The organism is Pseudorhodoplanes sinuspersici (assembly GCF_002119765.1).
Lineage (GTDB): Bacteria > Pseudomonadota > Alphaproteobacteria > Rhizobiales > Xanthobacteraceae > Pseudorhodoplanes > Pseudorhodoplanes sinuspersici.
Genome location: NZ_CP021112.1, coordinates 3,431,597 through 3,455,916, shown reverse-complemented (window position 1 = coordinate 3,455,916; position 24,320 = coordinate 3,431,597). Strand labels below are relative to the sequence as shown.

At 59.8% G+C, this 24,320-nt stretch carries 27 protein-coding genes; 20 read left to right on the top strand and 7 right to left on the bottom strand.

Going from position 1 to position 24,320, the window contains the following annotated elements; genetic code table 11:
- Positions 1–20: 20 nt before the first annotated feature.
- The 3 genes from CAK95_RS16760 to CAK95_RS16750 all read right to left on the bottom strand — a co-directional run bounded on the left by CAK95_RS16760 (position 21) and on the right by CAK95_RS16750 (position 3,547).
- Positions 21–1,220 carry an APC family permease gene (locus CAK95_RS16760; RefSeq protein ID WP_086088935.1) on the bottom strand — a complete coding sequence of 400 codons (1,200 nt, stop codon included), beginning with the start codon at positions 1,218–1,220 and terminating at the stop codon, positions 21–23.
- A 301-nt stretch (positions 1,221–1,521) separates the two neighbouring features.
- On the bottom strand, positions 1,522–2,133 hold the full coding sequence (fixJ, locus tag CAK95_RS16755) for a response regulator FixJ (protein ID WP_086088934.1): 612 nt from the start codon (positions 2,131–2,133) through the stop codon (positions 1,522–1,524).
- Positions 2,126–3,547, bottom strand: coding sequence for a PAS domain-containing sensor histidine kinase (locus CAK95_RS16750; protein ID WP_342587957.1), 1,422 nt, complete (start codon positions 3,545–3,547; stop codon positions 2,126–2,128). Before CAK95_RS16750 ends, fixJ begins: the two co-directional genes overlap by 8 nt.
- A gap of 203 nt (positions 3,548–3,750) precedes the next feature.
- Between CAK95_RS16750 and CAK95_RS16745 the strand changes: the two genes are divergently transcribed.
- Together CAK95_RS16745 and CAK95_RS16740 are read left to right on the top strand one after the other, a co-directional pair.
- The gene (locus CAK95_RS16745) at positions 3,751–4,416 is read left to right on the top strand and encodes a helix-turn-helix domain-containing protein (RefSeq protein ID WP_183044338.1); all 666 of its coding nucleotides are present in this window, start codon (positions 3,751–3,753) and stop codon (positions 4,414–4,416) included.
- Positions 4,417–4,438: 22 nt separating this feature from the next.
- A complete protein-coding gene (locus CAK95_RS16740) occupies positions 4,439–4,831 on the top strand; it encodes a hypothetical protein (protein WP_086088932.1) in 393 nt (130 codons plus the stop codon).
- A gap of 140 nt (positions 4,832–4,971) precedes the next feature.
- On the opposite strand, the gene CAK95_RS16735 is transcribed toward CAK95_RS16740, so the two are convergent.
- Both CAK95_RS16735 and CAK95_RS16730 read right to left on the bottom strand, forming a co-directional pair.
- On the bottom strand, positions 4,972–5,316 hold the full coding sequence (locus CAK95_RS16735; RefSeq protein ID WP_245303434.1) for a c-type cytochrome: 345 nt from the start codon (positions 5,314–5,316) through the stop codon (positions 4,972–4,974).
- A complete protein-coding gene (locus CAK95_RS16730; protein WP_147413713.1) occupies positions 5,307–5,630 on the bottom strand; it encodes a DUF6455 family protein in 324 nt (107 codons plus the stop codon). Before CAK95_RS16730 ends, CAK95_RS16735 begins: the two co-directional genes overlap by 10 nt.
- A 252-nt stretch (positions 5,631–5,882) precedes the next feature.
- Here CAK95_RS16730 and ccoN point away from each other — a divergent pair, with 252 nt between their 5' ends.
- Genes ccoN through ccoS form a run of 8 tightly spaced genes read left to right on the top strand, consistent with a single transcriptional unit; the run spans position 5,883 to position 13,757 of the window.
- Positions 5,883–7,550, top strand: a complete 1,668-nt coding sequence (gene ccoN / locus CAK95_RS16725) for a cytochrome-c oxidase, cbb3-type subunit I (RefSeq protein ID WP_086088930.1) — start codon at positions 5,883–5,885, stop codon at positions 7,548–7,550.
- Between the two features lie 6 nt (positions 7,551–7,556).
- Positions 7,557–8,291 carry a cytochrome-c oxidase, cbb3-type subunit II gene (ccoO, locus tag CAK95_RS16720; protein WP_086088929.1) on the top strand — a complete coding sequence of 245 codons (735 nt, stop codon included), beginning with the start codon at positions 7,557–7,559 and terminating at the stop codon, positions 8,289–8,291.
- Between the two features lie 8 nt (positions 8,292–8,299).
- Entirely contained in the window at positions 8,300–8,455 is a 156-nt protein-coding gene (locus CAK95_RS16715) for a cbb3-type cytochrome c oxidase subunit 3 (RefSeq protein WP_086088928.1), read from the top strand.
- A gap of 3 nt (positions 8,456–8,458) precedes the next feature.
- Positions 8,459–9,340: a cytochrome-c oxidase, cbb3-type subunit III gene (gene ccoP, locus CAK95_RS16710; RefSeq protein ID WP_086088927.1), complete on the top strand. Its 882-nt coding sequence runs from the start codon at positions 8,459–8,461 to the stop codon at positions 9,338–9,340.
- Between the two features lie 4 nt (positions 9,341–9,344).
- A complete protein-coding gene (gene ccoG, locus CAK95_RS16705) occupies positions 9,345–10,850 on the top strand; it encodes a cytochrome c oxidase accessory protein CcoG (protein ID WP_086088926.1) in 1,506 nt (501 codons plus the stop codon).
- Positions 10,847–11,353 (top strand): FixH family protein, encoded by a 507-nt coding sequence (locus tag CAK95_RS16700; RefSeq protein ID WP_157699654.1) that lies wholly within the window; start codon positions 10,847–10,849, stop codon positions 11,351–11,353. Before ccoG ends, CAK95_RS16700 begins: the two co-directional genes overlap by 4 nt.
- Positions 11,350–13,587 (top strand): heavy metal translocating P-type ATPase, encoded by a 2,238-nt coding sequence (locus CAK95_RS16695; protein WP_086088924.1) that lies wholly within the window; start codon positions 11,350–11,352, stop codon positions 13,585–13,587. Before CAK95_RS16700 ends, CAK95_RS16695 begins: the two co-directional genes overlap by 4 nt.
- The gene (gene ccoS, locus CAK95_RS16690) at positions 13,584–13,757 is read left to right on the top strand and encodes a cbb3-type cytochrome oxidase assembly protein CcoS (protein ID WP_086088923.1); all 174 of its coding nucleotides are present in this window, start codon (positions 13,584–13,586) and stop codon (positions 13,755–13,757) included. The genes CAK95_RS16695 and ccoS overlap by 4 nt, the downstream gene beginning before the upstream one ends.
- A 17-nt stretch (positions 13,758–13,774) precedes the next feature.
- On the opposite strand, the gene CAK95_RS16685 is transcribed toward ccoS, so the two are convergent.
- On the bottom strand, positions 13,775–15,175 hold the full coding sequence (locus tag CAK95_RS16685) for a PQQ-dependent sugar dehydrogenase (protein WP_086091474.1): 1,401 nt from the start codon (positions 15,173–15,175) through the stop codon (positions 13,775–13,777).
- A 253-nt stretch (positions 15,176–15,428) separates the two neighbouring features.
- Between CAK95_RS16685 and CAK95_RS16680 the strand changes: the two genes are divergently transcribed.
- Positions 15,429–15,617 (top strand): DUF3008 family protein, encoded by a 189-nt coding sequence (locus CAK95_RS16680; protein WP_086088922.1) that lies wholly within the window; start codon positions 15,429–15,431, stop codon positions 15,615–15,617.
- 344 nt (positions 15,618–15,961) lie between these two features.
- Positions 15,962–16,753, top strand: a complete 792-nt coding sequence (locus tag CAK95_RS16675) for an FkbM family methyltransferase (RefSeq protein WP_157699653.1) — start codon at positions 15,962–15,964, stop codon at positions 16,751–16,753.
- A gap of 78 nt (positions 16,754–16,831) precedes the next feature.
- Here the strand turns inward: CAK95_RS16675 and CAK95_RS16670 are convergent, their stop codons facing one another.
- Entirely contained in the window at positions 16,832–17,107 is a 276-nt protein-coding gene (locus CAK95_RS16670; RefSeq protein WP_086088920.1) for a hypothetical protein, read from the bottom strand.
- Positions 17,108–17,325: 218 nt separating this feature from the next.
- Between CAK95_RS16670 and CAK95_RS29275 the strand changes: the two genes are divergently transcribed.
- From CAK95_RS29275 to CAK95_RS16635, 8 genes are all read left to right on the top strand, one after another.
- Positions 17,326–17,529 carry a hypothetical protein gene (locus tag CAK95_RS29275; RefSeq protein WP_147413714.1) on the top strand — a complete coding sequence of 68 codons (204 nt, stop codon included), beginning with the start codon at positions 17,326–17,328 and terminating at the stop codon, positions 17,527–17,529.
- Complete coding sequence (locus tag CAK95_RS16665; protein WP_086088919.1) at positions 17,526–18,056, top strand: hypothetical protein; 531 nt, start codon at positions 17,526–17,528, stop codon at positions 18,054–18,056. The genes CAK95_RS29275 and CAK95_RS16665 overlap by 4 nt, the downstream gene beginning before the upstream one ends.
- A 184-nt stretch (positions 18,057–18,240) precedes the next feature.
- Positions 18,241–19,191 (top strand): LysR family transcriptional regulator, encoded by a 951-nt coding sequence (locus tag CAK95_RS16660; protein ID WP_086088918.1) that lies wholly within the window; start codon positions 18,241–18,243, stop codon positions 19,189–19,191.
- 62 nt (positions 19,192–19,253) lie between these two features.
- Positions 19,254–20,387, top strand: a complete 1,134-nt coding sequence (gene atzD / locus CAK95_RS16655) for a cyanuric acid amidohydrolase (RefSeq protein ID WP_086088917.1) — start codon at positions 19,254–19,256, stop codon at positions 20,385–20,387.
- Positions 20,375–21,607 carry an FAD-dependent oxidoreductase gene (locus tag CAK95_RS16650; RefSeq protein WP_086088916.1) on the top strand — a complete coding sequence of 411 codons (1,233 nt, stop codon included), beginning with the start codon at positions 20,375–20,377 and terminating at the stop codon, positions 21,605–21,607. The genes atzD and CAK95_RS16650 overlap by 13 nt, the downstream gene beginning before the upstream one ends.
- Positions 21,604–22,146, top strand: a complete 543-nt coding sequence (locus tag CAK95_RS16645) for a VOC family protein (RefSeq protein ID WP_198343728.1) — start codon at positions 21,604–21,606, stop codon at positions 22,144–22,146. The genes CAK95_RS16650 and CAK95_RS16645 overlap by 4 nt, the downstream gene beginning before the upstream one ends.
- 1 nt (position 22,147) lies before the next feature.
- Positions 22,148–23,125: an ABC transporter substrate-binding protein gene (locus CAK95_RS16640; RefSeq protein WP_086088915.1), complete on the top strand. Its 978-nt coding sequence runs from the start codon at positions 22,148–22,150 to the stop codon at positions 23,123–23,125.
- A gap of 106 nt (positions 23,126–23,231) precedes the next feature.
- The gene (locus CAK95_RS16635) at positions 23,232–24,212 is read left to right on the top strand and encodes an ABC transporter substrate-binding protein (RefSeq protein WP_086088914.1); all 981 of its coding nucleotides are present in this window, start codon (positions 23,232–23,234) and stop codon (positions 24,210–24,212) included.
- The last annotated feature ends 108 nt before the right edge of the window (positions 24,213–24,320 follow it).

Sequence of the window (24,320 nt, the reverse complement as noted above, 5' to 3'; positions counted from 1 at the left end):
GCTTCGGCCTTCCCCGGTCTTTAAGGAATCAACTCTGCAAGGATCAGTCCGATCGACAGGGCTGCGGCAAGAGGCGGAATCCAATGCGGTATAACAAAAACATTCTTACCCGCCGGCTGTTGCCGCTGGATGCGCCAGAGCGCAACATCGACGGCCGCAAAAATGCCGAGCGTCAGGGCATTGGCCAAGGCCAGCAGATGCTGGAATGGAATCAGCAGCGCGGCCGCAAGCACGATGGCACCGGCTAGCCCAGTTGCCAGAACAGGCGTCCGGGTTCGCGGATTTACATGCCCGAGAATAGCAGGCAGTTGTTGCCGGCGTGCCATGCCGTAAAACAGGCGAGCCAGCATCATAATCTCGACCAGCACACCATTGGCGATGGCAAGCGCTCCCACCGCGGCGAATAAAGACGCATTTGCACCTTGGAACAAATCGATCAGCGGGCTTTGACCGCCTTGACCAGCAAGCACAAGGGCCGCCGCCACCAGGATATAGAGCAGCGTGCTGATAATAATGGCGCCGATGATGCTGTAAGGAATCGTTCGGTGCGGCTCTTTGGCTTCTTCGGCCATGTTGGCCAGGCTCTCGAAACCGATGAATGCGAAGAACGCAATAAACGCGCCCGCGACAACGCCTTGCCAGGCCGCAAAATCTGCCGGCAGCATGCGACCGAAGCTGAGATCCGGCGCGGCATAAAAGCCGGCCCATGCCGCCACGGCCAGACCGACGATTTCGACGAAGCCGATCACGGCGGAAAATCCGGCGCTTTCCCTCACCCCCAACATCGCCAGTACCGTGAAAGACGCCACCAGCAGAGTGGTCAGAATTCCGGCTGGCAACGCGAACAGCAGCGACAGATAATGCAGCGCCCCGCTTGCGATCGAGGCTGCCGCAATCGCGACCGCCAGCGTCAATACCAACCCGGTCAGTTGTGCAAATCGGTCAGAGCCGAAGCCCTGTTTGACGTAAGCCGCAGCGCCGGCGGCTTCCGGAAACCGGCTTGCCAATTCGGCATAGCAAAGGCCGGTTAGACCGGCAGCTATCCCGGCCAGCAGAAACGACAGCGGCGCCGCAGCGCCGGCGCGGCCGATCACCGAGGCAATCGCGACATAGATCCCGGCGCCGACAATGACACCCAATCCGTAGAATAACAGTGGCCCAAGCGTCAGCGACCGCCGTAGCGCGACTGGCGCAGCTGCCGGATCGCTTGCGGGTTTCATTGCAGTGTTCCGAGAAGGAATTCCTCACACCCGATCAGTCATGATCAGAAGGCGTTAATTTATCACGCTCGGCCGTGTCCAGCACCGGTGCCTTGTCCCGTTTGTAGGACAGCACCAGCTCGCACCGAAGGCATGTGAACGTATCGTAGTCGCTTGCAGGAGACTGCGACCGTTCGGCCTGCATTGTGATCCGGCAGCGTGGACAAAGCCTGAGGGGTGGCCGCTTTTGAGTCATTCATAATAGCTGGACGAATATCACGGACCGCGCCTTGATTAAAATCAACCCCTCGGGCGCGCGGCGTCAGGGAGATTGAACGAGCAGCGCCATACGGACAAGTTCGGACAGGCTGCCGGCCTGCATTTTTGTCATCACATTGGCCCGGTAGACCTCGACGGTCCGTGGGCTGATGCCAAGGTCATAAGCAATGCTTTTGTTCGGCAGGCCGGCCACGAGGCCATCGAGAACCTGCCGTTCGCGCTGCGATAGACTGTCCAGCCGTTCTTCGACCTCGCTGCGAAGACCGGCACGCTCGCCGTCTGTTCGTGTCCCTTCAAGCGCCGATCGCACTGCCGTCAATACGCGTTCGTCGTCAAACGGCTTCTCAAGGAAATCCACAGCACCCGCCTTCATGGCCTCGACGGCCAATTGAATATCACCATGGCCGGTAATCATGATGACCGGAAGCGCGCACGATGAGCTGCGCAGCCGCCGGAGCAAGTCAAGCCCGCTAATATCGGGCATCCGCATGTCGGTAATGACACAGCCCTTGATATCCTTGGTGAGCATCTCCAGGAAATGCGTCGCTGACGGATAGGTCGCAACGTCGAAGGCTGCCGTGCGCAACAGGAACGAAAGAGAGTCTCGCACGGCCTCATCGTCGTCGATGATATGAACGCGATTGGCTCTATTCATCGCGGATATCTCCGTCAGCCGCCAATTTAAGGGTCAGGTGAAACACGGTCCCCTCACCGTTGTTGGGCTCCGCCCACATGCGTCCGCCATGCGCCTCGACGATGGTTTTCGAAATAGAAAGACCAACACCCATGCCCTGCTTCTTGGTCGTCACGAAAGGTTGGAAAAGCTGCGGCAGAATGTCCGGCGCCAGCCCGCTTCCGGTGTCCGCGACGCTGATCCTGATCATCCGCTCGCTATCGGCCGCCGACGATATGACGAGTTGCCGCCTGGGCGATTCGGTCATCGCGTCGATCGCATTGCGGATGAGATTGAGTACGACCTGCTGCACCTGCACCTTGTCGGCGAATATCAAATCTTGGCTTGCATCAAGCTCAAAACGCACCTTTACGCCTTGGTCTTTGGCTCCAACCAGCGCCAGCGCGCTGGCCTCCTCGAGCAATTTTGACAAGCTTTCAACTTTACGTTCAGATTCTCCGCGCGCGACAAAGTTACGAAGCCTGTGGATGATCTGTCCTGCACGCAGCGATTGCTCCCTAGCCTTGTCCAGCGCCTCCCGCACGAGGCTTTGCGATCCATCCATTGGACTGTCGAGGACGCGGCGCGCCCCGTTGAGATAATTCGAGATGGCCGACAAAGGCTGATTCAGTTCATGCGCGAGCGTGGATGCCATTTCCCCCATCGCGGTCAGGCGGGAGATATGGACGAGTTCGGCCTGCAATTCCTGCAACCGCCCCTCTGTCTTTTGGCGCTCGGTCAAATCGCGAATAAAGCCGGTGAAAAACAATTTGTCATTCGACTTCATCTCTCCGACCGCAAGCTCCATGGGGAAAGTCGAACCGTCCTTGCGCTCCCCCACGACAACACGTCCGACGCCGATAATTCGCCGTTCTCCCGTCCTCAGATAACGTTCGACATAACCGTCATGCCCTTCACGGTAAGGCGACGGCATCAACATGTTAACATTTTGTCCAATCACCTCGGAGGCCCGCCATCCGAACAGGCGCTCAGCAGCCGTGCTGAAAGATTGTATTCTACCCTTCGGATCGATCACGATCATCGCATCCGGAATCGTCTCCAGAATTGACTTGAGATGCGCTTCGCGCGCGACCAGATCGAGATTTGTCGCATCGGCCGATTGCCGGGCCCGCTGAACGCGGCCACCCAGCCAGGCGACACCAAAACCAATCGCAAGAAAGGCGGCGGCGTCAACCAGGCCGACACGCGATATATCCCCTCCCGAGAACCATATCTCGATTGCCACGAAAAGACAGGTGGCGACGAAACCGGGAGCCGGCCCGCTGAACGTACTGATCACCAGCACCACCGGCACCAGGAACAGGTAAACCGATCCATGATCGACATGCGGCGCCAGCGCGATGCGTACAACAAGCACCCCCGCGATCAGCGCCACCGCAGCCGCGTAGATGGTCCAATTCCGGGAGCCTCCGGCCCGCATCGTTGCGATGAATTCCTTCAGCAATTCCAGTCACCTGTTCCAGTTTAGCAGGCCGCAGGACAAAGCCGCCTCCGGGATTTCCCTTAGGTGGAATATCCGAATTTTCAGCCGCTCGCATGCTCCTTAACAAGGAACCCGAAACATTTCAGGAGGATGCCATGCAGACGCAGACCACCAACCGGACCCCGATCTGCCACTATCCGCACAATAGAGCAGCCCATGCCATATTCGGAGCCGTCGAGCTTGTCGGCGTGCCGCTGTCGTTCGCCAAAGAGGCTGAAATCTACGGCGAAAACGAACCTGCGGAATATGTCTACAAAGTCCTGACCGGTGCCGTGCGCATTACCAGGGTCTTGCAGGATGGCCGCCGTCAGATCGAGGCCTTTTATTTCCCCGGCGACGTCTTCGGGCTGGAGTTTGGCGCAGAGCACACATCGTCCGCCGAGGCGGTCTCGTCGGCGACCATAGCGCTTGTCAAGCGCTCTACCCTTCTCGCAGCCGCGACCCGCGATTCCAGCCTCTCGAATCAACTTTTGACACATACCGCACGCGAACTCGAACAGGCGCGTCGTCATGCCATGCTGCTGGTCAAAACAGCCCAGGAGCGCGTCGCGTCTTTCTTGATCGAAATCTCGAAGCAACTCGTTGGCGGCTCCGTAGAGTTGCCGATGTCCCGACAGGACATCGCGGACTATCTCGGCCTGACCATTGAAACGGTGTCCCGCACGCTCACCCAATTGCAGAAGACATGCACGATCGAATTCGCGACCTCGCGTCGGATGATCCTGCGTAACAAGCAGGCCCTGATCAGCCTCAACTCCTGACCAAAAAGACGTGGAGCGGACAATGCTGTCAGAAAGAGGCTCGCTGCCGAACAGTTTCAAGAAAATCCGGCTGGAACTCGCTCGCGAAAAAGGCTACCCGGCCGGGAGTTCGAAACACGGCTACATCATCGTTGCACCTCTGGACGAGGATCACCGCCTCGATCCAGAGACATGGAAGTCACACCGAGATGCGTGTCGCATTGTGCACTTTCGGCCGACAGACGACGATGAGGTCGGCCATCTGGTTCACCGCCCCGGCGGAACATGGGCGCTTCGTTACGACATCCGCGGCGATGACGACGATGAGACCGGATATCACTTCCAGGACGAACGCTTCGAGATCGGCGAATATGTATCGATCCGCGATTCGGACGAGACGCATACTTATCGGGTCGTGTCTGTCGAACGGGTGTAAAGGCCAAAGTTCGGGCGGGTAGAGCTGATGCCGAAAAGTACGAAGCGGCTTTCGGACGACATCATGTGTGAGAATCGATCACGATGATTTTGGATCGATTCGATCCAAAATCATCGTGATCTGGCGCGATACATTCGCGGCTACAATGTCTTCAGAAAAGCGATGAGATCCCTCACCTGCCCAGGGTCAAAGCGGAATTCGGGCATTGTCGGGTGACCGGTCACCAGCCCCTCTGCCAACGCTTCCTCGAGTTGTTCAACCGGATATTTCTTCTGCAGGTCACGGAATGGCGGAGCAATTGTAAGCGCGCTGGGGCTTACCTTGTCTATGGCATGGCATTTGACGCAATACGTCCGCGCAATGACCACCCCGCGCTGTTCGCTTTGTGCCGCCACAGGAGTCGCGTGGACGAGAATCGCCGCCACTCCGACCAAAATGGACGGAGCGGCCGCGACACCGGCTTTCCACTGTGACGTCAGTGACATTTCATTAGACTCAATGCATCGATCGTCTGGCGGTTTGGACAATATTCCGGCCAGCCGGCGGTTTTCGGCTTGTCCTCCAACTCATGGGCGCATTGTGTTTTACTATCGCAGAGCGAGCAGCAGCGCTGCATGTCGCGCAACACGACCGGATCGATTGATTTGAAATCAATCCCGGCCTCCTCCAGCCGTCGATAGAGCAGCGCCGCCGCATCGCCGGACTGCTTGGCGAGATCAACAAGATCGCTAAATGTCAGCCCGGCATCGTGCACAATACGTTCCAATTCGACGGTGCCGAGCGCCTGAAGCTCCGCCATTGCAGCACGGCGCTTGCGATATCGGCTCCAAGCCTGGCCAAGCGAGCCGAAAATTCCGGTTTTTTGTGAGACCGATTGCGTTGCCATAGGTCACCTCCTATTGGAAACAGTATTGCACCTTTCACGATCGTGCTCTTGAGTTGAATCAACAGATTCTGCGTTTGTTTTTTTTCGACGGTTGACCTTTATCAACGCCGCCGGACGCTACCTGCGCCATTTTAAAACATTCATGTTCCCGCCGCGCAGGTTTCCATGCGACACACAACAACTCTCTCCATTAAATCGATGAGCGTCAGCGAAGGCGGGCTTGCACTTGCCCTCGCCGCGCTGGCCTTGGTGTCGTTCTTCATTGCGACGATGGCTCACACACCGGAATATGCCTTCCACGCCTCTTTATTCGCAGTGGGCAGCGCTATTGCGGTTTTCGCGATCGTCGAGCGCTACTTCAACCGGCCGGTTGGTCCGGCTCCGCTCACGATCGACGGCAAGCCGAACTACAATATGGGCCCGGTCAAATTCGCAACCGTGGCCGCGATGGTCTGGGGCATCGCCGGATTTTCGGTTGGTGTCTGGGCGGCTCTCGAACTTGCCTTTCCTGTGCTGAATTTCGATCTGCCGTGGTTGTCATTCGGACGCATCCGTCCCCTGCACACATCGGCGGTCATCTTCGCATTCGGCGGCAATGTTCTGATTGCGACATCCTTTTATGTTGTGCAACGGACCTGCCGTGCGCGTCTCGCCGGCGATCTGTCGCCTTGGTTCGTGGTGCTGGGCTATAATTTCTTCATCGTGGTCGCCGGCACCGGCTATCTGCTCGGCATCACTCAGAGCAAGGAATATGCAGAACCCGAATGGTATGCGGATCTGTGGCTCACCGTCGTATGGGTCGTCTATCTCCTCGTGTTTCTCGGCACCATCATGCGGCGGACCGAACCGCATATCTATGTCGCGAACTGGTTCTATCTCGCTTTCATCCTCACCATCGCAGTCCTGCATCTTGGCAACAACGCCGCAATTCCGGTCTCACTGTTCTCGCCAAAGTCCTACATCGTCTGGTCCGGCGTGCAGGATGCGATGGTGCAGTGGTGGTACGGACACAACGCCGTCGGCTTCTTCCTCACCGCCGGCTTCCTCGCCATCATGTACTACTTCATACCGAAACGCGTGGACCGTCCGGTCTATTCCTATCGGCTGTCGATCATTCACTTCTGGGCGCTGATCTTTCTCTATATCTGGGCCGGGCCGCATCATTTGCATTACACGGCGCTGCCTGATTGGGCGCAGACGCTCGGCATGACGTTCTCGATCATGCTGTGGATGCCCTCATGGGGGGGCATGATCAACGGCCTCATGACGCTGTCCGGAGCCTGGGACAAACTGCGCACCGATCCCGTATTGCGCATGATGGTCGTTTCGGTCGCCTTCTACGGCATGTCGACCTTCGAAGGCCCGCTCATGTCCATCAAGGCGGTGAATTCGTTGTCGCATTACACCGACTGGACGATCGGACATGTCCATTCCGGCGCGCTCGGCTGGGTCGGCTATGTGTCTTTCGGCGCCATCTATTGTCTCGTTCCATGGCTTTGGAATCGCCGTGAGCTTTATTCGCTGAAGCTCGTCAACTGGCATTTCTGGATCTCGACGATTGGTATCGTCCTCTACATCTCGGCGATGTGGGTGTCGGGAATCCTGCAGGGCTTGATGTGGCGCGCCTATACGAGCCTCGGCTTCCTCGAATACTCCTTCATCGAAACCGTCGAGGCGATGCACCCCTTCTACGTCATCCGCGCACTCGGCGGCATATTGTTCCTCCTCGGCGCGCTGATCATGGCTTTCAATCTGTGGATGACAGTCGCCTCCGCGGAAGAAGAAACACCCCAACTCCAGACCGGCTCGCCGGTGCTCGTTCCAGCGGAGTGATTGGAAATGTCCCTCTGGTCGAAACACGCCATCTTTGAAAAGAACGCGATCGTCCTGATCATCGGAGTCCTGATTGTCATTTCAATCGGCGGCCTGGTCGAGATCGTGCCGCTCTTCTATCTCAAAAGCACGATCGAAAGGGTCTCCGGCGTCCGGCCTTACACCCCGCTCGAACTGGCCGGCCGCAACATCTACGTGCGCGAAGGCTGCTATAATTGCCATTCGCAGATGATCCGACCGCTGCGCGACGAAGTCGAGCGCTACGGACATTACTCCCTCGCCGCCGAGAGTATGTATGACCGGCCCTTCCAGTGGGGATCGAAGCGGACCGGGCCGGACCTTGCCCGCGTCGGCGGGAAATATTCCGACGAATGGCATCGCGATCATCTGAATGCTCCGAAGTCAGTCGTGCTGGGAACTGTCATGCCGGCCTATCCATGGCTCGCTCGGACCGAGCTCGATTTCACTCACATTGCGGACGACCTTAAAGTGCAATCCTATCTCGGCGTCCCCTATTCGCCCGAGATGATCGCGAACGCCGCTGCCGATCTTCGTGCGCAGGCCGTTTCCGACAGCCCGGACGCGGAGGCGGTCGAGAAGCGTTACCCGAACGCGCAGTCGCGCGACTATGACGGCAATCCGGGCACGATTTCGGAAGCCGACGCGCTGATCGCCTATCTTCAGATGCTCGGCACGCAGGTCAATTTCAAACTCTACGACAACAAAGCCAATATCCGCTGAGAACCCACATGCTGGACACCTATAAGTTTTTCGCTCAACTCGCGCAGACGTGGGGCCTCGCCTATTTCGTGGCGGTGTTTCTGATTGTTGTCGCGTACGCACTCTGGCCATCGAACAAAAAGAAGTTCGACGACGCAGCGCGCATTCCCCTGCGGGAGGATTGAGCCATGGCTGAACACACGACCCGCGTCGTCGACAAGGTCACCGGGACCGAAACCACCGGGCATGAATGGGACGGCATCCGCGAACTGAATACGCCGCTGCCGCGCTGGTGGCTGTGGACGTTCTACATGACCATCATCTGGTCGATCGGATACTGGATCGTCTATCCGACCTGGCCCCTCGTGAGCTCTTACACTTCGGGCCTGTTGGGATGGCAATCGCGACAGGCCATCATCGATGACCTCGCAGCGCTGAAAACACAGCGCGCCTCGATGGTCGACCGGATCGCAGAGACACCGCTCCAGGAGATTCTCAGCGACCAGACTCTGATCGACTTTGCACGCGCCCAAGGCCGAACCGCATTCGCCGACAATTGCGCGCCGTGTCATGGTGCCGGTGGCGGCGGCGCCAAAGGCTATCCGAATCTGAACGATGACGATTGGCTCTGGGGCGGTAAGCTCGACGATATCGCCTTCACCATCCGCCACGGCGTCCGCTCCAACGACGCCGACACGCGCATGGGATCGATGCCGGCTTTCGGCCGCGACAAAATCTTGTCACGGCCGGATATCCTCGCCGTCACGGACTATGTGCGCTCGCTCTCCAGCCTTGCTGTGCCTGCGAATGCAAATCTCGCCGTCGGCAAAAAGGTTTTTGCCGACAATTGCGCCGCGTGTCATGGCGACGCCGGCAAAGGCAATCGCGAGATTGGCGCTCCCGACCTGACCGATCAGATTTGGCTCTATGGGTCGGACCGCAACACCATCATCGAAGGTCTGATGAACGGACGCGGCGCTGTCATGCCGGCCTGGGGACAGCGTCTCGACGATACCACGATCAAGTCGCTGACGGTTTATGTCCACACATTGGGTGGCGGTCAGAAGTAGGACCATGGACGCTGATCTTTTGGAACGCCATGCCAATCCGGACGCCGCTTCACGCGGCGCCTCGGTTGCGCCTTCGAACATTCCCGAAGACGAAACGCCACTCTACGCAGCGCGCCGAAAAATCTATCCGCAAAGCGTCAAGGGCACCTTCCGCCGCATCAAATGGGCGGTGCTCCTCGTTACGCTCGCGATCTACTATTTCCTGCCCTTCATAAGATGGAATCGCGGACCCAATGCACCTGACCAAGCTGTTCTGATCGATTTTTCGGGCCGCCGTTTCTATTTCTTCTTCATCGAGATCTGGCCGCAGGAGGTCTATTTCTTCACGGGACTGCTCATCATCGCCGCGATGACGCTGTTCCTGATGAATGCGGTCGCCGGTCGCGTCTGGTGCGGCTATCTCTGCCCGCAGACCGTCTGGACCGACCTCTTCCTGGCGATCGAGCGTCTCGTTGAGGGCGACCGCCGCGCGCAGATGGCTGCCGATGCAGGCCCCTGGACAGCGCAGCGGGTGCTGCGGAAGGGTTTGAAGCATCTGCTCTGGCTCATGGTCGCATGGTGGACCGGCGGAGCCTGGGTTTTGTATTTCGCCGATGCGCCCACCCTCGTGAAGGATCTCGCAACCGGACACGCCCCATTTCTTGCCTATGCCTGGATCGGCATTCTGACCGCAACGACCTATGCACTCGCCGGCCACATGCGCGAGCAGGTCTGCACTTATATGTGCCCGTGGCCGCGCATCCAGGCCGCGCTCACCGACGAATACGCACTGAACGTCACCTATCGCTACGATCGCGGCGAACCGCGCAGCTCCGTGAAGAAGAGCGAGCAGCTGCGGCTCGCCGGACTGCCGGCCGGCGATTGCGTGGATTGCCGGCAATGCGTGAATGTGTGCCCGACCGGCATCGATATCCGCAACGGCGCGCAGCTTGAATGCATCCAGTGCGGGCTGTGCATCGATGCCTGCGACTCCGTCATGGACAAAATTGGCCGGCCGCCGCGGCTGATCGGATATGACAGCGACGTCAACCTCAAACGGCGGATTGCTGGCGAACCGCCGGTCCAGAAGATCATACGAACGCGTACCGTCATGTATGCGCTCATCATCGCCGCAGTTGGCGGCATCATGCTTTATGCGCTGCTGACGCGGCATGCATTCGATGTCAGCGTGATCCATGATCGCAATCCGGTTTTTGTCCGGCTTGCCGACGGCGCCATTCGCAACGGCTATACGATGCGGATTCTCAACAAGCAGCTCGAAACGCGCCGGTTCGCTCTGACGGTCGATGGCGTACCGGGGAATGTGGTGGAGATCGTCGGTCTGCCGCTGGGCGCTGCCCGCATCGTCGAGGTCGGGCCGGATCAATCGCGTGAATTCCGCGTGCTCGTGAACAGCTATGAGTACGCGCCGGCCGCATCGTCACCCATCGTCTTTCATCTCACGGATGTCGAATCCGGAACATGGGCTCAGGCCCGGGATCATTTCCGTGCACCGGAGCGACCAAAATGAACGCAAATATGAGCGCACCGCGCCGACGTGGTGAGATCACCGGGAAAACCGTTCTGATCTGCTTCATCTCATTCTTTGGCATCGTTGCTGCCGTCAACGCGATTATGGTTCGCGCCGCCGTTACGACCTTCGCCGGCACACAGACCGATAGCGCCTACCGGGCCGGCCTTGCCTACAAGGGCGAAGAGGCAGCGGCCGCGACACAAACCGCGCTGCATTGGACGGTCGATGGCCGCCTTGTCCGCGATGTCACCGGCGATGCCGTCCTGACAGTCGACGTAAAGGATGCAAAGCAATCCTCCGTCGTCGGTATCGATATCACCGCCCGCCTTGGACATCCGCTGAACGCGCGGCTTGACCGGACAGTCGTCCTTTCGCGCATCGCCGACGGCACATTCCGCGGCGCCACCGACGCGCCAGCCGGACAATGGACACTGACTCTTGAGGTGATGCGCGACCAGAACCGTCTCTACCGGTCCGAGACACGCGTGGTGCTGAAATGACGAAGAGCGCAAATGCGGATTATTCGTATTTCACCCGCCAGGACGCCGACGGCGTCGCGACCATGGATCTGGTTGTAGACGGCATTCATTGCGGCGGCTGCATCGGCCGCATCGAGAAATCGCTCAAGGCGGTGGAAGGGATCCGCGACGCACGCCTCAATTTCACGAGCCGCCGCCTCACGCTATCCTGGAGCGACCCTCAATTCGATCCGGCAAACGCCATTCGCTTGCTCGAACGCATGGGCTATCACGCCAATCCATTCAAGCGGCAATTGAGCGAAGATCAAGAAGTCGCGCAATCGAAATTCCTTCTGCGCTATGTCGCCGTGGCTGGCTTTGCCGCGATGAACATCATGCTGCTGTCGGTTTCTGTCTGGTCCGGCAATGGGACCGATATTACGCCCGAAACACGCGACCTGTTCCACTGGTTGTCTGCCGCCATCGCCCTCCCCGCGGCCGCCTATGCAGGTCAGCCTTTTTTCCGCAGCGCCTGGAATGCCGTGAAGGTCCGCCAGGTCAATATGGATGTGCCGATCTCGCTCGGCATTCTGCTGGCGCTCGGCATGTCTCTTTATGAAACGATCCATCACGCCGAACACGCCTATTTCGATTCGGCAGTCATGCTGATCTTCTTTTTGCTGTGCGGGCGCGTCCTCGATCAGATGATGCGCAGGCGAACACGTGCGGTGGCCGGCAATCTGGCGGCGCTGAAGGCCGACACAGCCTACCGACTGATGGATCATGGCGAACTCGTTCAAATCCCCGCCGCAGCGCTTCGCATCGGCGACCGCATTCTCGTCCGCGCGGGTGAGCGGATCGCGGCCGACGGCATTGTCCTCAGCGGCCACGCCCAGATCGATGAAAGCCTGATCACAGGCGAAACCATGCCGCACAAGGCCGAAGCCGGCCGGCAGGTTTATGCCGGCAGCATCAATCATGACGGCACCTTGACCATTCGCGTCACCGCGGCCGGTGAAAACACCTTTCTCGATGACATCGACCGCTTGCTGGACAAGGCCGTCAACGCGCGCTCCCGCTATGTCCGGCTTAGCGACCGGATCGCCCGCGGCTATGCGCCGATGGTTCATACCGCTGCGGCGCTCACATTCATTGGCTGGATGCTGGCCGGACAATCGACGCACGATGCCATTATCGCGGCGATTTCGGTGCTGATCATCACCTGCCCATGCGCATTGGCGCTGGCCATCCCGGCTGTACAGGTGGTTGCCGCCAGCAAGCTATTCCGGTCCGGCGTGTTCCTGAATTCCGGCGATGCCATCGAACGATTGGCGGAAGCGGATATCGCGATTTTCGACAAGACCGGCACCCTGACATTGCCGGAGGCTCATCTGGTGAATGCGGCTGACATTGATCCCGGCATTCTCGCCTTGGCCGGACGGCTGGCTTTGACGAGCCGGCATCCGCTCGCCCGTGCGATCGCCGCGGCGCAGCCTTCCTTGCATCCGCTCGACGACGTCACCGAAGAACACGGACGCGGCGTGCGCGCGATGGTCGACGGCATCGAAGCCCGGCTCGGCAGCCCAGCATTTTGCGCTGTCGATGTGCCGGCCGACCTCCTCAGGCATTATCCGGGCGCGTCGCTGATCGCGTTTCGTCATGGAGCGCAGCACGCTGTCTTTTTCGTCAATCAGGTGCTTCGGCCGGAAGCCACAAAGACCGTACAGGCCCTTGCACGGCTGGGACTTGAGATCCGGATCCTCTCGGGTGACCGTGTACAGCCCGTCGAACAAGTCGCCGCATCGCTGGGCGTCACGCAGTGGCGCGCCGGCCTTAGCCCAACCGAAAAGGTTGCAATCATCGAGACGCTGAAAGCGGAAGGCCGCAAGGTCCTGATGGTTGGCGATGGCCTGAACGACGCACCGTCGCTTGCTGCCGCCAATGTATCGATCTCGCCGATCAGCGCTGCTGACCTCTCGCAGGCGCAGGCGGATGCCGTCTTCCTCGGCAAGGGTCTGACACCGGTTCTGACGACTGTCCAGACCGCGCGGCACGCACGCAGGATCATGCGCCAGAATCTCTGGCTTGCCATTGTCTACAATATCATTGCCGTGCCGGTCGCTATGGCTGGGCTGATCACGCCACTGATCGCAGCGGCCGCGATGTCCGGCTCATCCATTCTTGTGACACTCAATGCTCTTCGCGCGCGCGGCCGCAAGGACGTCCCATCCTCACCCGTTCTCGTATCAACCACTCCAGCGATGGAGGCAGCATGAACGTGCTCGTCTACCTCGTGCCAATGGCGCTGGGGCTCGGCCTCACCGGGTTGTTCGCTTTTCTGTGGTCGCTGCGGAGCGGCCAATACGAAGACCTCGAGGGCGCTGCGATCCGCGTTCTTGACGATGACGATCTACAGACGCGGGCAAAGCATACGCCGACTGGGTGAATGGAGCACAAGCTCCGTTACGGCTTGCGCTCCCCCGCGCCTGTTGTTGATGCTGGTGTTTTGCCCGGCGAGGCGGCCGATGCTGGAGCGGCGCCTGTCACATGCCAGATGGTGTTGCCGACATCATCTGCGACAAGGAGTGTGCCTTCCCGCGTAACGGTGACCCCGACTGGCCGGCCATGCGCGCTCGATGCGTCTTCAGCGAGAAAGCCGGTCAGAACGTCGATCGGCTGTCCGTTTGGACGCCCCTTCTCGAACGGCACGAAAATCACCTTGTATCCGCTATATTCCGAACGATTCCACGACCCGTGTTGCCCGATGAACATTCCGTTGCGGAACGGCGGCGGCAGCACCTGGCCATCATAATATGCAAGGCCAAGCGAAGCCGTGTGTGGACCCAGTGCATAATCCGGCGTGATTGACGTCGCGACCAAATCGGGACGTTGCGGCTGTACGCGCTCGTCGACATGCTTGCCCCAATAGCTATAAGGCCAGCCATAGAAGCCACCATCTTTGACCGACGTCAGATAATCCGGCGGCACATCATCTCCGATCTCGTCGCGCTCGTTCACCACCGTCCAGAGCGCGCCTGTGGACGGTTCGAAGGCCATGCCATTGGCATTGCGCAATCCGGACGCGAATATGCGATATTGTCCGGAAGCGAGATCAAGCTCCCAGATGGTCGCGCGCTCCTTCTCGATATCCATTCCCTTTTCACCAATGTTGCTGCCGGACCCGACGGTGATGAACAGCTTGGTTTGATCGCGGGACGGCAGAATGTTGCGCGTCCAGTGATGGCCGACGGGAATATCGACCAGTTTTGTTCCCTGCGCCGTGATCGCTTTATCGCCAGTCTTGTAAGGATAGCGCACGACACTGTCGGTATTGGCGACATAAAGCTGATCGCCAATCAGGGCCATGCCGAAGGGTTGCCGCAAGCCATCCAGAAACACGCCTTGCTCGTCGGCGACGCCATCGCCATTCGTGTCGCGCAGGATGGAGATGCGGTTGGCATTCTCGACGATCGAGCCAGCTTGCCGCTGCACCCACGTCTGGGCGAGCGAACGAGGACTCCACGAGGATGCCGGCTCGCTTGCCGCTTCAGCGACCAGCACATCTCCGTTCGGCAAAACATAAATCCACCGCGGATGTTTGAGGCCGCGCGCAAACGCTTTCACAGTCAGGCCTTCCGCCGCTTTGGGAGCAGTGCCCTCAGGCCAAGGCTCCGCACGAGCCCAGTTCAGAACCGGGATCAGGCTTTGCTCAGGCTGCGGCAGTTTCGGCTCTGCGCCGAAGGTGTCTGGAGGGGCGCCTCCGCCGGATTGGCCGAAGGCCGTCCTTGATACGCTGAGCGTGAATGTCAGAAGGATAATGATGCCAACAAGACGAGCGGTTTTCTGACGACGTGATCTAGCCATGAAACGCATCCCTTCGGGCGATGAAAGCGAACCGGTGGATCAAATTTCTAACCGCCCCGTGTTTCTAACCGCCCCATGGCGCCTCCGTTCCCTGCCCTCCCTGTCAGTTTCCCGCATGCCGCTATGACGCTGCAGCGTTCACGATTCTGCAGGACGGCTGGCGAGATTACGCAGATTTTAGACATCTTGCGGATTTTAAACGCTCAATGGAACGTTCGCGGACGGTCTCGGTTCCTCGTCTGGAGGCATCGTCATGCCGGCAAAATCGAAGGCCCAACAGAAAGCCGCAGGGGCAGCACTTTCCGCAAAACGTGGGGAGCGCAGTACAAGCAGCCTTAAGGGCGCATCGCGCTCGATGGTCAAATCGATGAGCGAGAAAGAGCTGCACGAGATGGCTGCGACGAAGCGCAAGGGAAAGCCCGAACGCGTTCGGAATCGTTAGCCATCTTCATCTCAGCACGAGCCGTCACGCCAGAGGCGCATCGTCTCGCTGTCGTCAGCATGCGACAAAAAAGCACGACGCTTTGGGCGAATGGCGCCATCGTACCGATCGCGAGATCTATGAGGGCAGAACTCACACCGGTCCGACCAGATGCAACGCACTGACTTTGACTTTTAATGGCCCGCTTCACGCCCTGGAGAATCCCCAAGTCACTTGTTCCTCGTGACACATGATGCGCAGCCGAAGCCCGCGTCATCCTGTCATCGCTCATCGGACGCTCAAGGTCTCGCCACGCCCCTCCGAAATCTTCTATGGTCCGCGTGCAGAGATTGAAGGTGAACGGCATGGCGAAGAAATTTCTCCTGCTGGGCGTGGCTTTGCTGCTGGCGGGCGCATGTGGTGTGGGCGCATTTCTCGGATATCGAGCCGGCAAAGCGGAAACCTTTCACACATTCATCGGCATTGAGGATCATAGCGAGCAGCGGAATTACGCGATCCGCTACGCGCTCGGCCTTGAGGAGTTCCAAGGCATCACGGGGCAAGACCTGTGGGTGATGCATTCGGTCCACCCGGGTGTCACCGATGGCTTCTTCGTGGATCTCGGCTCCGCCGACGGCGTCACGATCTCCAATACCTGGGCGCTGGAGCGGAAAGGCTGGACCGGCATCTGTGTCGATCCCTTTCCTCGGAACATGGAGGGTCGGACGTGCCAGGTCTTTGCCGAAGCCGTGGACAATGTCGGCGGCCGCACCGTGCAATTTCAAGATCCAGGCAGCTACAGCGGCGGCATCCTCGAATACGCCGGCTGGTGGGTGTCGCAGGAGACCAAAGATAACGCCGTGGAGGTCAAGACCGCGACATTGAGTGACATCCTCCGCCGAGGGAATGCACCCTCTTACATCCATTATCTGAACGTGGATATCGAGGGCGCCGAATACATGGCGCTGAGCGAGTTTCCGTTCGATGAGTACGAATTCGGAGCCATCACCATCGAGCACAACGGCCTGGAAGATCAGCGCGCCAAAATCCGCGAGCTCCTTGTGAAAAATGGCTACCGGCTGGAATGGGCCATCCGCGACCAGGATTGGTACGTCCGCGCCGGCACATCGGGCGACATCTCCGCAACGGAACGCTGAGACACGCTGCCTGAACGAAAAAGCCCGGCTGAGAAAACACAGCCGGGCCATCACACAATGCAGATCGCTGGATCTGCCTTACGGACAGAACCACACCGGTCCGACCAGGATGCAGCCGCGTCGCTGCCAGTCGCCAGGACGCGCACCATAGCGGCGCCAGCCGCGCGGAGCGGTTTTGTATCGGTGGCCTGCCCTGTAGTGGCTGCGCCCATGCTTGTGGCTGTGGCCATGGCGGTGCTGAACCTGAACCACGTCGGTGCCGATCTGGGGGCTCGCGCTCATGGGAAGTGCGGATGCGCCCGATATCGCCATCAACGACACTGCGAGCGCGGCCGGTAGAAGAAACTTTTGCATTCCGTTATTCCTGTTAGTGCCCCAGCTCGCGATACCCGATTTGGTCAGGGAACCAGCGGTACTATGAGGCTATTGCGAACCGCCCATATATTGTCCCTGCCATATTTTGGAGACGAAAACCGTACCTGAATTTTCTTCAAGTTGATGGTCGCGGAATAACGCGGCCGCGACATTTACAGCGTAGCGATCGATGATCGGACAGCTTGGGATTCAAGATCGTGACTGATGAAGACGCTTTCCTCGCCGAGGCCGAATATCGGCGAATAGCCAACCAGAGCGGCACAAGCGAGATCGACAAGGACCGCTCTCTATTGTTGGCCGACTATTTCCGTCGGCAGATTGAACGATCGAAGCTACCCATCACCGGTGGAGCAGAACGATACGCACTGGCGAGAAGGAGAAGCCGGGACAGCACATCATGAAGCGAGTCTTCCTGCTCTTCATGGGCACGGGAATGTTCATCATGAGCGTGATAAGCACGCAAGACACCCTAGGCGCGGCTGCAACCTTGTGGTCTGCCGCGACGCTGCCCGCTCCTGTTCAGAAGATCGCCAGCCGCTATTCCGACCAATGCCGCCAGCTCGGCGGCACATTGCCAAGCGGCTCCGAGATGCCGGCCATCATGACCGCGGATTTGGACGCCGACGGTGTCCAGGATTACGTTTTCGATCCGCAAAATCTTCGATGCAGCGCGGCGGCCACAGCCTTTTGCGGAAACGGCGGATGCGACATCAAGATCGCTCTTTCGCGTGATGCCTATGCGCAGCCGGTCTCTGCCCTGGGCGGTCAGCCGACGATCGCCATCACCTCGGAAGGACCGATCGTCGAGATCTGGGTCGACAGGACCCTCTGCAATAGTTCGGATCGATCGAAGGCCTGTTGGGCCAGATATTCCTGGAGCGACGGCAAAGCTTCGATCGTCTATAAAACGAGACCTCTGCCGCAATAGCCCCCTGTCGCGATAAAGTCTGGCCTCAGGCGCGCGAGCGCAAACGCGCATCGCCGATTAAGATTGAAGGCGACGGATGAGGGCCCACACCACCTTTGCACCACGACAGCTCTTTTGAAATTCCATCAGATCTGCTCAAACGGATATCCTGAAGCGCGTAGCGCCTCTTCGGATATGCGGCAAAATGATCAAGCCTCCGCGCCTGTATCTTTATCTTGACACGGTTGCGCGGGCCGGCTCGATCCGCAAAGCTGCCGACAAGCTTCGCGTGGCGTCGACGGCTCTCAATCGCCGCATTCTGGATTTCGAGAAGGAAATCGGAACGCCGATCTTTGAACGGTTGCCGCGCGGCGTCAGGCTCACGGCGGCCGGCGAAGTGCTGATCGCAACGATCCGGCGAAGTCTCTCCGATCTCGCATCCGCCGGTTCACAGATCGAACAATTGCGCGGCCTCGTTCGCGGCACTGTGCGCATCGCGAGCGCCGAGTCGGCGGCGAACGATCTTCTCCCCAAAACGATTGCACGCTATCAGGAACGATATCCCGGCGTGCAGTTCCAGATGCAGGTGGGCTCCACCGCACCGCTGATGGCCGCATTGATTGCTGACGAAGCCGATCTGCTGCTCGCGCATGATCCGCCCAGTTCGGATATGCTCAATGTCATCGAGAGCATCCCGCAACCCCTCTGCGCGTTGATGCGGCCTGGACATCCGCTTGCAACACGCACAACCCTCCGGCTTGCCGATTGCCAGCCCTATCCCATCGCGCTCGGGGCCGCCCCGTTTGGCAGCCGCAAGCTGATCGATACCTTGCTGACCAAATCGCACCTCTCGCTGCGCGTCGCCATGGAGGCCAATGCGGTTCAGCCGCAGAAGATGTTCGCCCGCGATACCGATGCGATCTGTTTCCAATACCAGGTTGGTACCTTGCGCGAAGCCGACGAGGGCGAACTCGTCTCCATTCCGCTCGTCGATCCCGACTTGACCAAAGGCCGTCTCGTCCTCGCCTCCCGCGCCGGCCGGCTTCTGCCTATTCCGGCGGCCAGTTTCGTCGAAACGCTGAAGGTCGCGCTCAGCCGGACGCCACACGAATCCGTCAGCCCGACGGACAAGCCCAGACGACCGAGATCAAAATGATCTCGGTCTGAGCGAAACATAGTTCTAGGTGGTTTCGGTGCGCTGCAGCAGAGTGCTGCCACATGCGCGCAAACGTCTTCAGATTATCCATGGCCCATCCCGGCGACCTCTCGGCCCTCGACCGGCTGATCGCCGATGGCCTTGTTCGCGCTGAAGAAATCGTCGCGGTCATCGGCAAGACCGAGGGCAATGGCGGCGTCAATGACTTCACCCGCGGCTATTTCACCCAGAGCCTGATGGCGCTCTTGAGCCACCATCTCGGCGAGCCGGCTGACTCCCTTGTCAAACGTATCCCCTGCGTCCTGTCCGGCGGCACCGAAGGCGTGCTCAGCCCGCATTTTGTCGTGCTTAGCCGCACCGGGACGCCGCTGGCCGCCCCCGCCGCGGCGCCGGCACTCGCGATCGGTACGGCCATGAGTGCGCCGGTCGCGGCAGAACACATCGGCCGCATGGCGCATGTTCGCAGTGTCGCGGCCGCGGTCCGGATGGCGATGGACGAGGCGCACATCGCATCCGCCGCCGATGTTCATTTCGTGCAGGTCAAATGTCCCTGCATCACTTCCGCCCGCGCCGACTCGGCAACGGCGCAGGGAAAAACCGTCGTTTCCTCTGACCCCAATCGCTCCATGGCAGCGGCCCGCGCCGCCGGCGCTTTTGGCGTCGCGCTTGCTCTCAATGAAATCAAGGAAGGCGACGTCAACGACATGGAGCTGTTGCAGGACTTCAGGATCTATTCGACCCGCGCGAGCATCTCCTCGGGCATCGAGGTAGACGCCAATGAAGTGATCGTGCTCGGCAACAGCCGTTTCTGGTCGGGCCATCTGCAGATCGCGCACCGGCCGATGAATGACGCGCTCGACATCGGCGCCGTCGTCGGAATGCTGTCGGATCTCGGCATCGATGCGGCCCCGCAGGTCACTGCCGAAGACCGAGCACGCCTGCAGGCGGTATTCGTCAAATGCGAGCCCGACCGTCGCGGGCGAATCCGCGGCCATCGGCACACCATGCTCGACGACACCGATATCAATGCGCAGCGGCACATCCGCGGTGCGCTGGGTGGCCTTGTCGCCGGTGTGATCGGCGACAGCCGCATCTTCGTGTCCGGCGGCGCAGAACATCAAGGTCCCGATGGCGGCGGCCTGATCGCAGCCATTGCACATCGTGCAGACAATGGAGGCAGCTCATGCGCATCGTGATCGTCGGCGCCGGCGTTGCCGGCTGCATCATGGCCCGGACGCTGTCGCAATTGCCCGGCGCCGACGTCTTCTGCCTGGAGCGCGTCGCGCGCGACGATCACTCCGAGTCCGGAACGGGCCTCAATATCGGGCCGAATGCGGTGCAGGCGCTACAGGCTCATGATCCGGCCTTGGCGGACGCGGTCACGAACTCAAGCTTTCCCTGGCGGACATGGAAAATCTCGCTGACCGACGGCACCAAACTGTTCGATTTGCCGATCACCGCTGTCGCAAACAATGAAGGCTGGCGCATTCGCTGGTCTGAACTCTATCGCGTGTTGCGCAAGGAAGCGCCGATCGTCTCCTATGACTGCACCATCACTGCGGCGGGACGGAGCGCGCACGATCCGGCAAAGACCTTTATCGAATGGACCCAAGGCGGAGCGCGCAAACGCCTCGACGACATCGATCTCTTGATCGCCGCGGACGGCCGCTATTCGCAGCTTCGGCGGATTTTCTCCGGCGAGCCGGCAATCCGGCATGTCGGCGTTGCCATTTCCCGTCTGCTCGTGCCGGATACCAGCGGCGGACTCATCGACGATTACGAACAATGGTTCAACGGCCCCAATCGTCTGCTCGCCTTTCGCGTGCCGCCAGATCATGTTTACGCCGCCTGCTCGTTTCCGATCGCGCCTGACCTGCCGATCGCCGATCACCTTAAAAGTCCGGAGGCGCTGCGCGCGGCCTATACACCGGCGAATGGATTGCTGACGAAGCAGACGCGCTGGCTGATCGACACCGTCTGCGCCCATGCCGACGACATGCATTGGGCGCGCTTGCAGGAGCACGAGGCGCTCTATGCCGATCCGGCCAGCAACGTGCTGTATCTCGGCGATGCCGCCCACGGCATGGTGCCGACGCTCGGCCAGGGCGCCACACAGGCCATCGAAGATGCCTCTTTTGCGGGCAGCCTGATCGCGAGCGCATGGGCAGAGGGCATACGCGATCCCCGAAAATGGCTGCGATCCATCGCCACACGCGCCGACCGCATGCGGTTCGTGATGCAGTTTTCCCTGGAAGCCACCGACACCATGCTGGCGGGCGCCGATCCCGTGGCAGGAACATTGCATAAAACCGAACCGGACTTCGTGGCGAAGCTGGACCGCCTGTACCGGGATGTGCCCGGCAACGCCGCGCCACCGAATGATCATGGTCTCTCTGCCGGGACATTAAACGCATGACCAAGAATCCCGTGACCACGTCACTGCCTTCCGCCGCCGTGCATGGGCTGTTTCACATCGCGATCAAGACCTCCGATCTCGACGCGACGCGCATGTTCTGGTGCGATATCATCGGCCTGCGCGATATGGCCCGCCCCGATTTCGGCTATCCCGGCGCCTGGCTCGCCTGCCCGCAGCCGGGCGGGCTCGGCATCATTCACGTCTATGCCGGCGGCCCGGCGCTCGGCCCCGCAGGCACGGCGCCGTCGGGCACGGCAGCCATCGACCACATCTCGCTCTCCTGCTCGGGCTATCGCGAATATATCGCCCGCTTCAAGGCGGCAGGGCTCGACTGGCGCGAATTCCTGGTGCCCGGCACCACGCTCTGGCAGCTCTTCGTCTACGACCCGAGCGGCGTGCAACTCGAACTGACATTCGAAGGCAGCGTCGAAGGCGCGATCAAGCCCGACATGTCACCCGGCCGCGCCTATGTCGCCGGCGCAAGTTTCTTCGACTTCAAAACTTATCCCAAATTGAGCTCGCTCAAAGGAGTAGCCTGACATGAAGCGCCGTCATGTTCTTTCATTGATTGCCGGCAGTGTTGCACTTGCCACGATCGCCTCGCCTGCTGCCGCACAAGATAAGGTCAAGGTCGGCGTGTTTCCGATCTCGTCCTCGCTGCCGTATTTCGTGGCGCTTGGAAAAGGTTACTTCAAAGACTTGAACATCGAGCCGGAGACGATCCGGCTGATGGGAGGGCCGGCCAACGTCGCGGCGCTGATGACCAATCAGATCGACGTGTCCGCTGTGCTGGTCACACTCGAAGGTCTCAATGCCAATGTGAAGAAGCCGGGCGTGGCGATGTACATCGCCATGCACAGCCAGACGCCAGTCTACAAGATGGAGCAGTTCGTCATCCGCACCGAGCTGCTCGACAAGGTGAAAACGCTCAAGGACTTCAAAGGGCTGAAGCTGATGTCGGCGCCGGGACCTGCCAACCTCAACACCGCCAAGGGCATTCTCGCCAAGATCGGCCTGAAGGACGGCGAGTATTCCATCGATCAGCTCGATATGGGCCAGCATGTGAACGCCATGAAGGCCGGCACTTTCGACGGCGGCTATACGCTCGAGCCCGGCGCCACCATCATGGAGAAGATGGGCATCGCCAAGACGCTCGAAGCCGGCGTGATCGCGAAATACATCCTCGGCGACGAAAAGGCCGACGCCTTCGCAGCGGGTTGCGCCTTCACGACCGACTTCATCGAGAAGCGCCCGGACGTCGCCAAGCGCTTCGCGCAAGCCTGGGCCAAGGCGGTCGACTTCATCAGGACCAATCCGACGGAGGCCCGCAAGTACCTCGCCAAAAACACCATGACGCCTGACGACCTCGTCGATAGCGTTCCGATGCTCGGTTACACCATGCTGAAGGATTTCACGCCTGCGCAGCTTGGTTACCTGCAGAAATTCTCCGACTTCGGCACGGAGATCGGCGTCGTTCCGGAAAAGATCGACGTCAAAAAATTCATCAAGACGTTTTGAGCATGAACCGCCGGCATCGATCCCTGCCCCGTTCGTTCCCGCGCAAGCGGGAACCCAGGATTGCAGTGACAACACCAGTGAATGGCACTCAAAGGAGTAGCGTGACATGAAGCGCCGTCATGTCCTTTCGCTGATTGCCGCCGGTGGCCTTCTGCTCGCCGGCGCCGCGTCTCCCGCTCTCGCGCAGGACAAGGTCAAGGTTGGCGTGTTTCCGGTCTCGTCCTCGCTTCCCTATTTCGTGGCGGTCGGAAAAGGCTACTTCAAAGAGGCGAACATCGAGCCGGAGACGATCCGGCTGATGGGCGGACCAGCGAACGTCGCGGCGTTGATGACCAACCAGATCGACGTGTCGGCCGTGCTGGTCACGCTTGAGGGCTTCAATGCCAATATAAAGAAGCCGGGCGTCGCGATGTACATCGCCATGCACAGCCAGACGGCGGTCTACAAGATGGAGCAGTTCGTCGTTCGCACCGAGCTGGTCGACAGGGTGAAGTCGCTCAAGGATTTCAAGGGCCTGAAGCTGATGTCGGCGCCCGGACCGGCCCCCCTTAACATGGCCAAGGGCATTCTCGCCAGGATCGGCCTGAAGGACGGCGAATATTCCATCGATCAGCTCGATATGGGCCAGCACGTGAACGCCATGAAGGCCGGCACCTTCGACGGCGGCTTTACGCTCGAACCGGGTGCCACCATCATGGAAAAGATGGGCGTCGCCAAGACGCTCGAAGCCGGCGTGATCTCGAAATATATCCTCGGCGACGAAAAGGCCGACGCCTTCGCAGCGGGCTGCGCCTTCACCACCGACTTCATCGAGAAGCGCCCGGACGTCGCCAAGCGCTTCGCGCAAGCCTGGGCCAAGGCGGTCGACTTCATCAAGACCAATCCAGCGGAGGCTCGCAAGTATCTCGCCAAGAACACCATGACGCCCGACGACCTCGTCGATAGCATTCCGATGCTCGGCTACACCATGGTGAAGGACTTCACGCCGGCGCAGCTCGGCTACCTGCAGAAATACTCCGATTTCGGCACGGAGGTCGGCGTCGTTCCGGAAAAGATCGATGTCAAAAAATTCATCAAGTCGTTCTGATCACATGATGCATCCGCATCGATCCTTGCTCCGTTCGTTCCCGCGCAAGCGGGAACCCAGAATTGCAGTGACAACACCAGTGAATGGCCCTGGGTCCCCGCTTTCGCG